The organism is Streptomyces sp. NPDC001787 (assembly GCF_040297465.1).
Lineage (GTDB): Bacteria > Actinomycetota > Actinomycetes > Streptomycetales > Streptomycetaceae > Streptomyces.
Genome location: NZ_JBEOZE010000020.1, coordinates 36,297 through 50,876 on the forward strand (window position 1 = coordinate 36,297; position 14,580 = coordinate 50,876).

14 protein-coding genes are annotated in these 14,580 nt (G+C 71.2%); 8 read left to right on the forward strand and 6 right to left on the reverse strand.

Annotation, left to right across the window (positions count from 1 at the left end):
* The first annotated feature begins 157 nt into the window (after positions 1-157).
* Together ABT170_RS25270 and ABT170_RS25275 are read left to right on the forward strand one after the other, a co-directional pair.
* Positions 158-3,217 carry an AfsR/SARP family transcriptional regulator gene (locus tag ABT170_RS25270; RefSeq protein ID WP_351871006.1) on the forward strand — a complete coding sequence of 1,020 codons (3,060 nt, stop codon included), beginning with the start codon at positions 158-160 and terminating at the stop codon, positions 3,215-3,217.
* 118 nt (positions 3,218-3,335) lie between these two features.
* Positions 3,336-3,461, forward strand: a complete 126-nt coding sequence (locus ABT170_RS25275) for a hypothetical protein (RefSeq protein ID WP_329940344.1) — start codon at positions 3,336-3,338, stop codon at positions 3,459-3,461.
* A gap of 126 nt (positions 3,462-3,587) precedes the next feature.
* Here the strand turns inward: ABT170_RS25275 and ABT170_RS25280 are convergent, their stop codons facing one another.
* From ABT170_RS25280 to ABT170_RS25295, 4 genes are all read right to left on the reverse strand, one after another.
* On the reverse strand, positions 3,588-4,256 hold the full coding sequence (locus ABT170_RS25280) for a DUF6304 family protein (RefSeq protein WP_329940343.1): 669 nt from the start codon (positions 4,254-4,256) through the stop codon (positions 3,588-3,590).
* Positions 4,257-4,313: 57 nt separating this feature from the next.
* Positions 4,314-4,910 carry a GNAT family N-acetyltransferase gene (locus tag ABT170_RS25285; protein WP_351871157.1) on the reverse strand — a complete coding sequence of 199 codons (597 nt, stop codon included), beginning with the start codon at positions 4,908-4,910 and terminating at the stop codon, positions 4,314-4,316.
* Positions 4,911-4,997: 87 nt separating this feature from the next.
* Positions 4,998-6,041, reverse strand: coding sequence for a family 2 encapsulin nanocompartment cargo protein polyprenyl transferase (locus tag ABT170_RS25290; RefSeq protein WP_329940369.1), 1,044 nt, complete (start codon positions 6,039-6,041; stop codon positions 4,998-5,000).
* Positions 6,042-6,127: 86 nt separating this feature from the next.
* Positions 6,128-7,534: a family 2B encapsulin nanocompartment shell protein gene (locus ABT170_RS25295; protein WP_329940342.1), complete on the reverse strand. Its 1,407-nt coding sequence runs from the start codon at positions 7,532-7,534 to the stop codon at positions 6,128-6,130.
* A gap of 178 nt (positions 7,535-7,712) precedes the next feature.
* On the opposite strand from ABT170_RS25295, the gene ABT170_RS25300 reads away from it, so the two are divergent.
* The 3 genes from ABT170_RS25300 to ABT170_RS25310 all read left to right on the forward strand — a co-directional run bounded on the left by ABT170_RS25300 (position 7,713) and on the right by ABT170_RS25310 (position 10,466).
* Entirely contained in the window at positions 7,713-8,159 is a 447-nt protein-coding gene (locus tag ABT170_RS25300) for an RrF2 family transcriptional regulator (protein WP_329940341.1), read from the forward strand.
* A gap of 150 nt (positions 8,160-8,309) precedes the next feature.
* Entirely contained in the window at positions 8,310-9,506 is a 1,197-nt protein-coding gene (locus ABT170_RS25305) for a globin domain-containing protein (protein ID WP_329940340.1), read from the forward strand.
* A gap of 45 nt (positions 9,507-9,551) precedes the next feature.
* Complete coding sequence (locus ABT170_RS25310) at positions 9,552-10,466, forward strand: 1-aminocyclopropane-1-carboxylate deaminase/D-cysteine desulfhydrase (RefSeq protein WP_329940339.1); 915 nt, start codon at positions 9,552-9,554, stop codon at positions 10,464-10,466.
* Here the strand turns inward: ABT170_RS25310 and ABT170_RS25315 are convergent.
* Positions 10,442-12,043 (reverse strand): Na+/H+ antiporter, encoded by a 1,602-nt coding sequence (locus ABT170_RS25315; protein ID WP_351871012.1) that lies wholly within the window; start codon positions 12,041-12,043, stop codon positions 10,442-10,444. The two genes, ABT170_RS25310 and ABT170_RS25315, sit on opposite strands and share 25 nt — an antisense overlap.
* Before the next feature lie 35 nt (positions 12,044-12,078).
* On the opposite strand from ABT170_RS25315, the gene ABT170_RS25320 reads away from it, so the two are divergent.
* The 3 genes from ABT170_RS25320 to ABT170_RS25330 all read left to right on the forward strand — a co-directional run bounded on the left by ABT170_RS25320 (position 12,079) and on the right by ABT170_RS25330 (position 13,935).
* The gene (locus ABT170_RS25320) at positions 12,079-12,339 is read left to right on the forward strand and encodes a UBP-type zinc finger domain-containing protein (RefSeq protein WP_329940337.1); all 261 of its coding nucleotides are present in this window, start codon (positions 12,079-12,081) and stop codon (positions 12,337-12,339) included.
* A 232-nt stretch (positions 12,340-12,571) separates the two neighbouring features.
* Positions 12,572-12,985 (forward strand): ATP-binding protein, encoded by a 414-nt coding sequence (locus ABT170_RS25325; protein WP_003966375.1) that lies wholly within the window; start codon positions 12,572-12,574, stop codon positions 12,983-12,985.
* A 23-nt stretch (positions 12,986-13,008) separates the two neighbouring features.
* On the forward strand, positions 13,009-13,935 hold the full coding sequence (locus ABT170_RS25330) for an RNA polymerase sigma factor SigF (protein ID WP_329940336.1): 927 nt from the start codon (positions 13,009-13,011) through the stop codon (positions 13,933-13,935).
* A gap of 69 nt (positions 13,936-14,004) precedes the next feature.
* Here ABT170_RS25330 and ABT170_RS25335 read toward each other — a convergent pair whose 3' ends face one another.
* On the reverse strand, positions 14,005-14,475 hold the full coding sequence (locus tag ABT170_RS25335) for a hypothetical protein (protein WP_351871016.1): 471 nt from the start codon (positions 14,473-14,475) through the stop codon (positions 14,005-14,007).
* Between the last annotated feature and the right edge of the window lie 105 nt (positions 14,476-14,580).

Below are 14,580 nucleotides of genomic sequence, written 5' to 3' on the forward strand. Positions count from 1 at the left end.
ATCATTCAATGCCATCTTTTGATCAAACTTGGCGTCGTGCCATCCTTTGGCTCTTGCTTTACACGCCTCGACACGTGCGTCAGCGAAAAGTCGTGGCGACGACGGACTGCCGTGGCCGCAGACCGGCGCACGGCGGCACGAGCGGAAAAGCCGGGCCGTGGACGGGGTCGGCGTGGGGGCGCTGGTGGAATTCGAGATCCGCATCCTGGGATCCATCGAGTTACGTGTGAACGGGCAGGGGGATCCGCTCGGCACGGCCAAGGAGCGGGCGATGATCGCCGCGCTCGCCGTCGACGCCGGCCGCCCGGTCACCCTGGACTCCCTCATCCACCGGCTGTGGGACGACGCCCCGCCCGCCAAACCCCGGGCGAGCCTGCATTCGTACGCGGCGAGAATCCGCCGCAGGCTGGGCGGGTGCGCGGGGGACCGGGCCCGTGTCGTCCAGCAGGCACACACGTACAGCCTGGTTCTCGACCCCGATCTCGTGGACAGCCACCGCTTCCAGCGCCTGACCGCCGAGGCGCTCGCCCGGTCCGACGACGGCGACGGCGCCAGGGCCCTGGCCCTCCTGCGCGAGGCCGACGGCCTGTGGCGCGGCGAGCCGCTCTCGGGGATGACCGGTCTCTGGGCCCAGAGCATCAGGACCAACCTGCTGGAGAAGCGCCTCGCCGCGACGCTGGCCCGGGTCGGCATCGAACTGCGCACCGGGCGGTACGCGGAACTCGTCCCCGACCTCTCCACGCTCTTCGAACTGCACCCCACGGACGAGACCCTGGCCGGTCACCTCATGGTCGCCAACTACGGCTGCGGACGGCAGGCCGACGCCCTGCGCACGTTCGACACCGTCCGGCGCCGGCTCGGTGAAGAGTTCGGGTCCGATCCGGGGGAGGCACTGACCAGGCTCTACCAGCTCATCCTGAACCGGGTGCCGGTCGTGGAGCTGCTGAGCGGCCCCGAACCGGTGGCCACCGCCCCGCACACCCTGCCCAGCCACGGGGAACTCGTGGGCAGGGAGCGGGAAATGCACACGCTCCTGGCCCGTCCGCCGGCCGGCTCGGTGATCGCGCTCCAGACGATCAGCGGAATGGGCGGTGTGGGCAAGACCCTGCTGGCCCTCCACGCCGCCCGCGCCCTCGCCCCGCACTATCCGGACGGACAACTCCATCTCGACCTGAGCGCGCACACCCCGGACGGCCATCCACTGAGCCCCGAGTCCGCGCTCACCCGCCTGCTGCGGAACTTCGGGGTGCCCGTCACGGACCTGCCGGACGACCGCGAGGGCCTGGTGTCCCTGTGGCGCACACTGCTCAGCACCCGCCGCTCGGTGATCGTTCTCGATGACGCGGCGGACGCCGAGCAGGTCGCCCCGCTCCTTCCCGGCACCTCCGAGTCCCTGCTCATCATCACGAGCCGACGAAGGCTCACGGGGCTGCCGGGGGTCCGCTCGCTGTTCCTGGACGTCCTGCCCGCCGACGACGCGAGCACACTGTTCCGCCGGCTGGTGGGCGCCGAGCGGACCTCCGACCCCGACGAGGTGGCGGAGATCGTACGGCTGTGCGGGCACCTGCCCCTGGCCGTGGAGATCGCCGCGGGCAGGCTGGGCTCACGTCCGTCCTGGACCACTTCCCGCTTGATCGAAAAACTGTCGCGCGAACACGGGCGCCTCAATGAAATCCGGGACGGCTATCGAGAGATCGCCGGAGTGTTCGAAATGTCCTACCACACACTGGGGTCCGAACAGCAAACGATCTTTCGGCAGCTCAGTCTGCATTTCGGGGCGGACTTCACCCCGCACTCCGCCGCCGCGCTGACCGGGCTCCGACTGGAGGAGACGGAACGCGTCCTGGATTCCCTGCTGGACGCGCATCTGCTCCAGGAGCCCGCGCCCGAGCGATTCCGCTTTCATGATCTTGTGGGCGAGTACGCGCGGAGTCTGAGTGCGACGGAAGACCGGTACGAAGGCCAACTCCCCGCTGTGCGACGGGTGATCGATTTCTATGTCCACGCCGCCGAGACGGCGGACCGGCTGATCCATCCGAGGGGCCTCAGAACAGATATCGAGGAATTCGTACCGGAGTTCGCCATGCCCGACTGGCGGGACGCCTCGGCGGCCCGGAACTGGCTCGCGCAGGAGCACGGCACGCTGGTCGCGGCGGAGCACCGCGCCCGCGGCCACGGGCTGACACGTCAGGCGGCACGCCTCGCCCACGCGCTGGCGGCCCACCTGGACGAGGAGGGCTACTGGGCCGAGGCGCAGCCGATGCACGAGGCGGCAGCCGCCTTCTGGCGCGCGAGCGGTGAACGCCGCTCCGAGGCTCTCGCCCTGATCGATCTGGGCAGGGCACTGTCACGGGCCAGCCGTTACGAGGCCGCCCTCACCGCCGGCCACGCGGCCATGGAGACGGCGGGCACACTGGACGATCCCGCGATGGATGCCGAAGCACGGCATCTCCTCGGCGTGATCCACTGGAATATGGGGCAGCTGGACGAAGCCCTTTCCTTCCAGAATCAGACCCTGGAACGACGCCTCCGATCGGGCGACACCTGGCAACTCGCCCGGACCAGGAACAATCTCGGCATCACCCATCTCTATCTGGGCAACCACACGACGTCAATGGAATTCTTCGTGTCCGCCCTGGGAGGATTTCGACGTTCGGGTGATGCGCGAGAGGAATTCAATGTCCTCAATAACCTCTCGGATCTCCATTTCCAGACCGGCGACCGGGAATCCGCGCGGCGTCTCCTCATGAAGTCCCTGTCGAATCCCCGGCTGGCAGGAACTCCTCTGGCCCGCGCCACGGGGCAGGTGAATCTGGCGAATACCATGGCCATGCCCGAAGAAGCGGAAGCGGCACTGGAGCTGTACCGGGAGGCGCTGTTGTCGTTCCGTCGGCTGGGCGACCGGCGCAATGCTTCCATCACCCTGCACCGGATGGGGGTCGCGTTCGAGGAGTCCGGCAGGGACGACCAGGCGGTCGCCCACCATGAGCGGGCCCTCGACCTGGCGACCAGCATCGGTGCGGAGCACGAACGCATGCTGGCGCTCCGCGGCATGGCCGCGTCGGAGCGGCGGCTGGGCCGGATCCGGTCGGCCGCCCGGCATCTCTCGGAGGCTCTCGCTCTCGCCGGGCGCACCGGCGCCCCGGACGAGGCGGCCCGGATGCGGGAAGAATTGGACGCTCTCCGGTCGGAATCCGGAGACCTCGGAACGGGCTGACGCGATAGCGGGACCCGAGGGAATCCGGTAAAAATTTGTCGATCGGCGTCCGCGGATAGAACATATGGGCCCGGCACAAAGGCGCCGGACCCTCACCGCACACGGAGAAAAACGCACCATGCACATGAAGCAATTCCTGGCATATGCCACGGCGGGCGTCACCCTCATCGCTCTCGCCACCCTCATCTGCCTGCCGTCGATGTCCGCACCGAAGGCCGCGATACCCGCGGCGGCCGTCATCTGATTCCCGTACGACGGCGACGGCACCGGAACGCCGATAAGGGCGATTGGTGCCGCATCATCTCGTAACGACCCGCGAACCGAAGGCGCGCCCCGTACTGGAATCCGTAAATCCGGTACGGGGCGCCCGTCAGGCGAGTTCCAGCGGGAACGCTCCCCGGTGGCCGGTCCCGGCGCCCTCGGCGGGGCGGGCCTCGAACTCGCGGCAGCTCCAGATCTCCTGGACGAAACCGGTCCGCCGGTCCCACAGGTCCAGCACATCGCCCTCGCCCGCGGCGCCCCGGTAGGCGTCCTTCGCCCCGCGGAAGCAGGCGAGCGCGCCGGAGAGGCCGCGGACGGGTGCCGGGAAGTAGTCGGAGAAGGCGCAGGCGATGCACGTCTGCACCTGCGTGCCGGACGGCAGGATGCGCTGGATCGTGGCCATCGCCGACGCGAAGTCCCGTTCGGCGCGGGCCGATTCGTAGACCGCGCCGTCCAGGTGCAGGGCGAGGTACAGATCGGGATCGCTCCGGCGCAGCGACAGCAGGCAACTGAGCGTGGCCTGGCGCACCGTGCCCTCGGCAAGGACCGGGATCGGCAGATCCCACTCCAGTACGCAGTCGGTGAGCATGCCGTCCGCCAGGACGAACCTGTCGCTCTCCGGAGGTATGCCGGACACCGGTCCGAGGCCGTCGAAGCTCTCGCCCTCGAAGTCGACGCCCCTGATCCGGATGCGGAGTTGCCGTCCGTCCGTGGTGAGTACGACGGCCTCGGAACCCTCGCGGTCCCGGTACCAGCCTGCCCACGACTCATCTGTCATGAGCAGGGACTGTAGCCCGTACCCGGCCGCGTCGCCGTGGCGCCCTCCACCTGCGCTTCAACCCGCGTTCGGTTCACGCCACATCGGCCACATCGAGGGGCCGTCCGGGAGCTCGACGGCGGTGCCCGTGAAGGTGAATCCCAGCCGTTCGTAGAGGGCGCGGCTGCGGACGCTGCTCGCCTCCAGATAGGCCGGGACGCCGTCGCGGTCGCAGCGCTCCAGGACCTCCTCGATCAGGGCCGCCCCGAGGCCCTCCCCCTGGCGTCCGGGGGAGACACCGATCATGAGCAGATACTCGTGGGCCCGGTCGTGCGGGTGGAGGGCGCCGGTGAGCCGGCCCACGAGTTCGCACCGTTCGTTGCCGGGGTCCGCGGTCTGCCGCATCAGCGCGGGTGTGGGGTCCTCCTCCTCGGGCTCCCCCGCGGGCACCGGCAGCCACAGGGCCACGGCGGTGCCGTCCTCCCGCACGTCGATACGGCCCTCGGTGAGCGCGACGTCGACGAAGACGCCGAGGAACCTCCCGTGCACCGCGCGCCGGTGCCCCTCCTCGGGGAAGACCCAACTGCTGACCGGGTCGTGGTGGAAGGCCTCCGCCAGGACCGAGACGACCAGGTCCCTGTCCCGCGCGTCCGCCCGTCGTGTCCGTACACCCATGACCGGCTCCCGCCCCTTCTCCAGTCCGACCTCGGCCAACGGGTGGAATCCTAGAGTCGGGACCGGAAGCCGGTCACCGCGAGCCGGTCAGTGGGTCCGGCGCGTGACGAATTCGGCCAGCGCCAGCAGATCGCCCGCCGCGGCGGGGTCGGGCACCGCCCGGGACAGATGGTGCACCGCGCGTGCCATCCGGTCGGCCGCGCAGACCTGCGCCCAGTCCCGGCCGCCGGCCAGCTCGACGGCGTCGGCGGCCCGCTCCACTTCGCCGCGGGTGTTCATGGCGCCCTGGTAGAGCACGGCGAGTTCGGCGGCGGCGGGGGTACGGGAGGTGAGCGCCGCCACCACCGGCAGGGACTTCTTGTGGGCGGCCAGATCCGCCCCGACCGGCTTGCCCGTGCGGGCCGGGTCGCCCCAGATGCCGATCAGGTCGTCGATGAGCTGGAAGGAGAGACCCGCCTCGCGTCCGAAACCGTCCATCGCGCCGACGGCCCGTTCCTCCGCGCCGGCGTAGAGCGCGCCCAGCGCGCACGCGCAGCCGAGCAGGGCGCCGGTCTTGGCGGTCGCCATGGCGAGGCACTCGTCCAGCGAGACCTCCTCGGGGCCCCGCTCCTCGAAGGCGCAGTCGGCCTGCTGTCCGGCGCACAGCTCGATCACGCACGAGGCGAGCCGCGCGGAGGCGCGGGCGGAGGCCGGGTGCGGGTCCTCCGCGAGCAGCCGCTGGGCGAGGGCGAGCAGGGCGTCGCCCGCGATGACGGCGTCCGGGATGCCGAAGACCGCCCAGGCCGTGGGCCGGTGCCTGCGGGTGGTGTCCTCGTCGATGACGTCGTCGTGGAGCAGCGTGAAGTTGTGCGCCAGCTCCACGGCGACGGCGGCCCGCAGGGCCTGGTCCGGGTCACCGCCCAGCGCCTTGGCGGCGGCCAGTACCAGCGCGGGTCTGATGGCCTTGCCGGCCTGCCCGTCGGCCGGGGTGCCGTCCGCGTCCTCCCAGCCGAAGTGGTACATCGCGACACGGCGTATCCCGCCGGGCAGCGAGTCCACCGCCGATCGCAGGTGCGGGTCGACGAGGTCGCGGGTGCGCTCCAGGAGCACCGCGGCCTCGTGCCCTTCGGTCGTGGCGTCCGTACTCATCATGGTCATGGTCACTCCCCCTGTGGGTGCGGTGGATACGGGCGGGGCGGCGGGCCCGGCGGGCGGCGCCGCCCGGCCCGCCGAGGGGGTCAGTGCCAGCGGCTCACCTCGACGTTCTCCAGTACGCCGAGAGCGTCCGGGACGAGGATCGCGGCGGAGTAGTACGCGGTGACGAGGTAGGAGATGATCGCCTGCTCGTCGATGCCCATGAAGCGGACCGAGAGACTCGGCTCGATCTCGTCCGGGATGCCGCTCTGCTGGAGGCCGATGACGCCCTGCTCGGCCTCGCCGGTCCTCATGCAGATGATCGACGTGGTGCGGGTGTCACTGACCGGGATCTTGTTGGACGGGAAGATCGGCACCCCGCGCCAGGCCGGCACATGGTGGCCGCCGATGTCCACGCTCTCCGGCACCAGACCGCGCCGGTTGCACTCGCGGCCGAAGGCGGCGATGGCCTTGGGATGGGCGAGGAACATCTTCGAACCCCGCCTGCGCGAGAGCAGTTCGTCCATGTCGTCGGGGCTGGGCACCCCGTCGTGCGGCTGGATCCGCTGCCCGTAGTCGCAGTTGTTCAGCAGTCCGAACTCACGGTTGTTGATCAGCTCGTGCTCCTGGCGCTCGCGCAGCGCCTCGACCGTGAGCCGCAACTGCTGCTCGGTCTGGTTCATCGGCTGGTTGTAGAGATCGGCGACCCGGCTGTGCACCTTCAGCACGGTCTGGGCCACGCTCAGTTCGTACTCGCGCGGCGCCGCGTCGTAGTCGACGAAGGTGTGCGGGACAACCGTTTCTCCCACGTGCCCCGCGGAGAGGTCGATCGCCGCCTCGCCGTAGTGGTTGGTCCGCTGCTGCGGGATGGAGAGCACACCGGCGAGATGGTCCCGGAGCGAATCGGCGCGGTCCGCGAGGTTGAGCACGTCCGCGCGGCGCAGGGTCAGGAGCGTGCAGGGGGTGAGGGCGCGGGTGGTGTACTCCCAGGCGGCGTCACCGTCGACCAGACTGTGATCGCCGAAGTACGAGCCGTCGGCGAGGACTCCGAGCACCGCCTCGTCCCCGTAGGGACCGGAGCCGACCTTCTCCACCTTGCCGTGCGCGAGCAGATGGACCCGGTCCGCCGCCTCCCCCGCGGTGGCGATCACCTCTCCCGCGGCGACTTCCCGCTGTTCGCACCGGCGGGCCAGTTCGGCGAGGACCTCCTGGTCGCCGAAGTCCCGCAGTGCGGGCAGTTCCCCGAGCTCGGCGGGGATGACGGCGACCTGGCCGCCGGTCTGCACGAAGGTCACCCGGCCGTCGCCCACCGCATGGCTGAGCCGACGGTTCACCCGGTACGTGCCGCCCTGCACCTGCACCCACGGCAGCATGCGCAGCAGCCACCGCGAGGTGATCTCCTGCATCTGCGGCGCGGATTTGGTGGTCGTCGCGAGGTTCCGCGCAGCGGCCGTGCCGAGACTCTGCTGCGGCGGGCCCTGCGTGTCGCGAACCTCTTCACCAACGGACATCTGACGTCCTTTCGATCATGGACTGACCTGCGCGAAGAAGCCTTTCAGCACGATGAGTCGCAGCGCCATTACACAAATGAGTGTGACTAACCGGGCCCAAGTCGGGGCACGGTGCTCCATGTCGCCCGGCGCCCGGGTTAATTTGCATCTTGGATGCCACTTATCTACTCTGACGCCCATGCGGCTGACGAGATTCACCGATGTGGCACTGCGGGTGCTCATGCGACTGGCCGTCGCGCGGGACGAGGATCCGCCGACCACCCGGGAGGTGGCGGCCACGATGCGGGTGCCGTACACCCACACCGCCAAGGTCGTCGCCCGGCTCCAGCACCTCGGCCTGGTCGACGCGCGCCGCGGCCGCGGCGGCGGACTCACCCTCACCTCGGCGGGCCACCGCGCTTCGGTCGGCAAGCTCGTACGTGAACTGGAGGGTACGGGCGAAGTGGTCGAGTGCGAGGGCGACACCCCGTGCCCGCTGCGCTCCGCCTGCCGGCTGCGCGGCGCCCTGCGGCTGGCCGAGGAGGCCTTCTACGCCACCCTCGACCCGGTCACCGTCGCCGAACTCGTCGCCTCCCCCACCGGTCCGCTGCTGGTAGGCATCAGCGCCCGCCCCGCACCGGACTGACCGGGCCGCACTCCCCCCGCACCGCCGTACCGGCACTCCGTCGCCCCGCGCCCCCACGCGGCCCAGCACACGGAGCGGTCCGTCGCGGCCAAAAATACGCATCTCCCATACCAATTAGCTACGCCGTCATCCCACCTGAGGAGTCCACCGATGCTCTCCGAGACGTCGACCGCCACCGTCCGTGCCACCCTCCCCGCCGTGGGTGCGGCCATCGGGGAGATAGCGGACCTCTTCTACCGCAAGCTCTTCGACGCCCACCCCGAGCTGCTGCGCGACCTCTTCAACCGCGGCAACCAGGCCTCCGGCGCCCAGCGCCAGGCCCTCGCCGGTTCCATCGCCGCCTTCGCGACCCAGCTGGTCGAGCACCCGGACACCCGTCCCGACGTGATGCTCGGCCGCATCGCCCACAAGCACGCCTCGCTCGGGGTGACCGCCGCACAGTACGAGGTGGTGCACACCCATCTGTTCGCCGCCATCGCCGAGGTGCTGGGCGACGCCGTCACTCCGGAGGTCGCCGCCGCCTGGGACGAGGTCTACTGGCTGATGGCGGGCGCGCTGATCTCCATCGAGGAGCGCCTGTACGCCCAGCGGGGCGTCGTCGCCGGTGATGTGTGGCGCGAGTGGGAGGTGGTGGACCGGACCGAGGAGACCGAGGACGTCGCCACCTTCCGGCTGCGCCCGGTGGACGGAACCGCCGCCCCCTCCTTCCGGCCCGGTCAGTACGTCTCCGTACAGCTGGAACTGCCCGACGGGGCCCGGCAGATACGCCAGTACAGCCTGTCCCGCTCCCCCGGGTCCCCGCTGCGCTCGATCACCGTCAAGCGGGTCCGCGGGGAAGGGACCCCGGACGGCGAGGTGTCCCGGCAGCTGCACGAGCACACCCGGGCCGGCGACCGGCTGCGCGTCTCCGTCCCCTACGGGGACCTGGTGCTCGACCACATGGACGCGCCCCTGCTGCTCGCCTCCGCGGGCATCGGCTGCACCCCGATGCTCTCGATGCTGGAGCACCTGGTGGACACCGGCCACCGCTCCCCGGTCACCGTCGTGCACGGCGACCGCTCGCCCGCCACCCACGCGCTGCGCGCCGAGCACACGCTGCTCACCGGCGAACTCCCCGGCGCCGAAGCCCACTTCTGGTACGAGGACCCGGAGCCCGGCCACCCCGCAGGGCGCACCGGGACCGTCGATCTGACCGGTCTCACCGTCCTGCCCGGAACGCACGCCTATCTCTGCGGTCCGCTCCCCTTCATGCGCGCCGTCCGCGGGCAGCTGCTGAGCTCGGGCGTCCGGGCGTCCGACATCCACTACGAGGTGTTCGGCCCGGACCTCTGGCTCGCCGCCGGCTGACCCGCAGGGCCACCCCCGGGGCCGCCCCGCGGCGACAATGGACGCATGCACCACGAAGCCCCCCGTCCCGCCCGGCCGCGGCCCCGTCTCCCCTCGCCGCTGCGGCCGGCCGAGGACGAGCGGTTCGCCCGGCACGGCGTCACGCTGCTGCTCAAGCGCGACGACCTGATCCACCCGGACCTGCCGGGCAACAAGTGGCGCAAGCTCTCGCCCAACCTCGTGGCCGCCGCCGGATCGCCCCTGCTCACCTTCGGCGGCGCCTACTCCAACCACCTGCGGGCCACCGCGGCCGCCGGGCGGCTGTTCGGGTTCCCCACGATCGGCGTCGTACGCGGCGACGAACTGGCCCACCGTCCGCTCAACCCCTCGCTGGCCCGTTGCGCGGCCGACGGCATGCGTCTGCACTTCGTGGACCGCGCGACGTACCGGGCGAAGACCGGTCCAGAGGTCCTGGAGGGGCTGCTGAGCCTCTTCGGGGAGGTCTGTGTCGTCCCGGAGGGCGGCAGCAACGCCCTGGCCGCACAGGGCTGCACAGCGCTGGGGCAGGAGTTGCGCGGGCGCACCGACGTGGCCGCCGTGGCGTGCGGGACCGGGGGCACTCTGGCCGGGCTCGCCGCGGGCCTGGATCCGGGTCAGCGCGCCCTGGGCATCCCGGTCCTGCGCGGCGGCTTCCTGGGCGGCGAGGTGACCCGGCTCCAGCACGAGGCCTTCGGCCGTCGCGCCGGGCGGTGGTCCCTGGACGAACGCTTCCACTTCGGCGGCTACGCCCGTACGCCCCCGGAGCTGCACGCCTTCGCCGAGGACTTCGAGGACCGGCACGGGCTGCCCGTCGAGCGGATGTACGTCGCGAAGATGCTGTACGCGCTGGTGACCCTCACCGAGGAGGGCGCCTTCCCACCGGGAACGACGGTGACCGCCGTGGTGACCGGCCCGCCCTACGAGCCGTCGGTCTCCCGGTAGGCCGCCGCCTCCTCCAGGTCGAGCCGCCGCAGCAGGGTCCGCATCATCTCGTCGTCGATCCGCCGCTCGTCGCGCAGCCGCACGAAGACCTCGCGCTCCGCCTCGATCATCTCCCGGGCCAGGCGGCGATAGGTGTCGTCCGCCGACTCCCCGGTGACCGGGTCTGCCGCGCCCAGCCGCTCCCACACGGCGTTGCGCCGCCGCTCCATCACGGTGCGCAGCCGGTCGGCCAGCGGCGGGGGCAGACTGTTGTGCTCGTCGGACAGCAGCTCCTCCAGACGCTCCTCGGCGGCCGTGGACGCCTCGCTCTGCGCCTGCGCCTCGGCCAGCGTCTCGGCCTGCGCGTCCCGCCCCGGGAGCTTCAGCACCCGCACCAGGAGGGGCAGGGTCAGGCCCTGGATCGCCAGCGTGCCGATGACCGTGGTGAAGGTCAGGAACAGCACCAGGTTCCGGGCCGGGAAGTCCTCACCGTCATGGGTGACCATCGGGATCGAGAACGCGATGGCGAGCGAGACGACGCCGCGCATCCCGGCCCACCCCACGATCAGCGGGGCCGTCCAGTCGGTCCCCGGCTCGCGTTCCCGGATCCGCCGGGAGAGCCATCGGGGCAGATAGGTCGCCGGGTAGACCCAGACGAACCGCACCACGACGACCGCGAGGAACACCACGACCGCGTAGCCGAGCGCCTCCCCCACCCCGTACGCGCCGAGCCCCTTCAGTACGAAGGGCAGCTGGAGCCCGATGAGGGCGAACACCGCGGACTCCAGGATGAAGGCGACCATCTTCCAGACCGCCGCCTCCTGGAGCCGGGTCGCGAAGTCGACCTGCCAGGAACGGTGCCCCAGGTAGAGCGCGACGACCACGACGGCGAGCACCCCGGAGGCATGCACCCGTTCGGCCGCCGCGTACGCCACGAACGGGATGAGGAGGGACAGCGTGTTCTGGAGGAGCGCCTCCTTGAGGTGGGTGCGCAGCCAGTGCAGGGGCACCATCAGGAGCAGGCCGACGCCCACCCCGCCGAACGCCGCCAGCAGGAACTCGCCGATCCCGGCGCCCCAGCTCATCCCCTCACCGACCGCGGCGGCCAGCGCCACCTTGAAGGCGGTGATCGCGGTCGCGTCGTTCACCAGGGACTCCCCCTGGAGGATCGTGGTGACCCGGGCGGGCAGCCCGACCCGTCGGGCGATGGCGGCGGCCGTCACGGCGTCCGGCGGGGCGATCACCGCCCCGAGGACCAGTGCCGCGGTGAGCGGCAGGTCGGGCACCATCAGATAGGCCAGCCAGCCCACCGCCACGGTCGCGAAGAGCACGTACCCCACGGAGAGCAGCGCGACCGGCCGCGCGTTGGCCCGCAGATCGAGGTACGAGCTGTCGACCGCCGCCGTGTAGAGCAGCGGCGGCAGCAGCAGCGGGAGCACGATGTGCGCGTCCAGGGTGTACGTCGGCACCCCGGGAAGGTACGAGGCCACCAGGCCCGCGGCGACCAGCAGCAGCGGCGGTGGCACGGGGGTCCGGCGCGCCGCCCCCGCGACCGCCGCACTGGCCGCGATCAGGGCCACCAGCGGCAATGCGTCCATCTCACGGTCCTCGCATCCGTCGTAATCTGGCAATCATGAGTGAGTGCCCGCACGTTCTCGAACTGCCGCGCCCCGAGCCCGCCCCGCTCAGCGACACCTGTCTCGAATGCCTGGCGGCGGGCAGTCACCCCGTGCAGCTGCGGCTGTGCCTGGCCTGCGGGCATGTCGGCTGCTGCGACTCGTCGCCGCTGAGGCATGCCTCGGCGCACTACCAGGAGTCCGGTCATCCCGTGATCCGGAGCTTCGAGCAGGGCGAGAGCTGGCGCTGGTGCTTCCAGGACGGTTCGATCGTCTGACGTCTGGGTACGTCAATCCGGCGCCGGTTCTTCGCAATTGGCCGCCGCAGACCTCTAGCCACTGTCCGTACGCATGGATCTACCATGAGTGACGGCCGGGGTGAGGGGTCTCGGCGACACGGCATCATGGGTCGCGATAGCGTCGCCGAGCCAGGAACCGACGACGGACCACATGGCTCCGGGCCACTTCTCCCGGAACCTCGAAAGAGTTTGTGCCACCTTGGAGGTGAGGGTGTCCCAGATCGCAGGCGAGCCCGGGAATCAGGACTTCGTAGAGGTCCGGCTGCCCGCTGCGGGTGCCTACCTGTCGGTGCTGCGAACGGCCACGGCCGGTCTCGCAGCGCGTTTGGACTTCACTCTCGACGAGATCGAGGACCTTCGCATCGCGGTCGACGAGGCCTGCGCGATCCTGCTCCAGCAGGCCGTGCCGGGCTCCGTCCTCAGCTGCGTGTTCCGTCTCGTCGACGACTCTCTCGAGGTGACGGTGTCGGCCCCCACGACGGACGGCCGCGCGCCCGAACGTGACACCTTCGCCTGGACGGTGCTCTCCGCACTGGCCGGCAAGGTCGACTCCACGGTCGCCGACGACCGTACGGTCAGCATCAGCCTCTACAAGCAACGCGGCGCGGGCCCCGGGCCGGCGTGAGCGAGGGGAACGGGGACGGTCCTGTGCGGGACGAGACGATCCGACCCGGGGTGGTGCGCCCAGCAGCCATCCCGGAACAGCAGGCCCGGCCGCATCCGGTGGACGGAGCGGACGGGCCCCAGAGCCGTACGGTCGCGGTGGAGCAGTCGCAGGCAGAGCGGACGGTCCAGATGAGCGAGCACGGGCACCACGATCCACATGACCGCAGCGGGGCGCGGGCACTCTTCATCGAGCTGCGGGAGCTGCCCGACGGCTCGCCCGAGAAGGCGGAGCTGCGCAACCGGCTGGTGCGGATGCATCTGCCGCTCGTGGAGCATCTGGCGCGCCGCTTCCGCAACCGCGGCGAGCCGCTGGACGACCTGACCCAGGTCGCCACGATCGGCCTGATCAAGTCGGTGGACCGGTTCGATCCGGACCGGGGCGTGGAGTTCTCGACGTACGCGACCCCCACGGTCGTCGGCGAGATCAAGCGCCACTTCCGCGACAAGGGCTGGGCGGTACGGGTGCCGCGCCGTCTTCAGGAGCTGCGGCTCTCCCTGACCACGGCCACCGCGGAGCTCTCCCAGCAGCACGGCCGCTCGCCGACCGTGCACGAGCTGGCGGAGCGGCTGGGGATCTCCGAGGAAGAGGTCCTGGAGGGGCTGGAATCGGCCAACGCGTACAGCACGCTCTCCCTGGACGTCCCGGACACGGACGACGAGTCGCCCGCGGTCGCGGACACGCTCGGCTCCGAGGACGAGGCGCTGGAGGGTGTCGAGTACCGGGAGTCGCTGAAGCCGCTGCTGGAGGACCTGCCGCCGCGCGAGAAGCGCATTCTGCTGCTGCGCTTCTTCGGGAACATGACCCAGTCGCAGATCGCGCAGGAGGTCGGCATCTCGCAGATGCATGTCTCGCGACTGCTGGCCCGCACGCTCGCCCAGCTGCGCGAGCGGCTGCTCGTGGAGGAGTAGCGGACGGGCACCGGACAGCGGCCCGCGGCGGAGGCCACGGGGCCGGGTCGGGTGCCGGAATCGGCCGGGTCAGGCGCCGGGGGTCGTCCGCGGCCCCCGGCGGATGCCCAGCTCGCGGGTGGTCGCCGGGTTCATGACCAGCACGAGCCCGGTCACGGCCACCGCGGCGAGCACGATCCCGGCGGGGATCAGCGCGCCCTGCGCCCGCAGCAGGGTCCAGGCCACCGGCAGCGCCATCAGCTGGGTGATGAGCGCGGGTCCCCGGCTCCAGCTGCGGCGCAGCAGCAGCCCGCGGGCCGCGAACAGCGGAATCAGGCCGAGCGCGATGAGGGTGACCCCGCCCGTCTCCGCCTGCTGGGGGCTCTCGGGCCGCCCGACCAGCCCCATCACCAGCATGTAGAGCCCGCCGATGACCAGCGCCGCCCCTTCCAGGGCGTTGACTCCGGCGAGGACGGCGATCCTGCCCGGCTTCTTCGGCGTCTGCGGCGCTTCCCCTCCGTCCGCGGCGGACGGGGAGGGCGTGTTCTGCTGAGTACTCACGCCTCTCAGACTGGCATCCCCCGGCGGCGGAAGCGAAGCCGGGGTACGGGGGCGGGGTACGGGCCCCGGGGGCCGGGAGCCGCGCGGCACGGGACACGGGAGCAC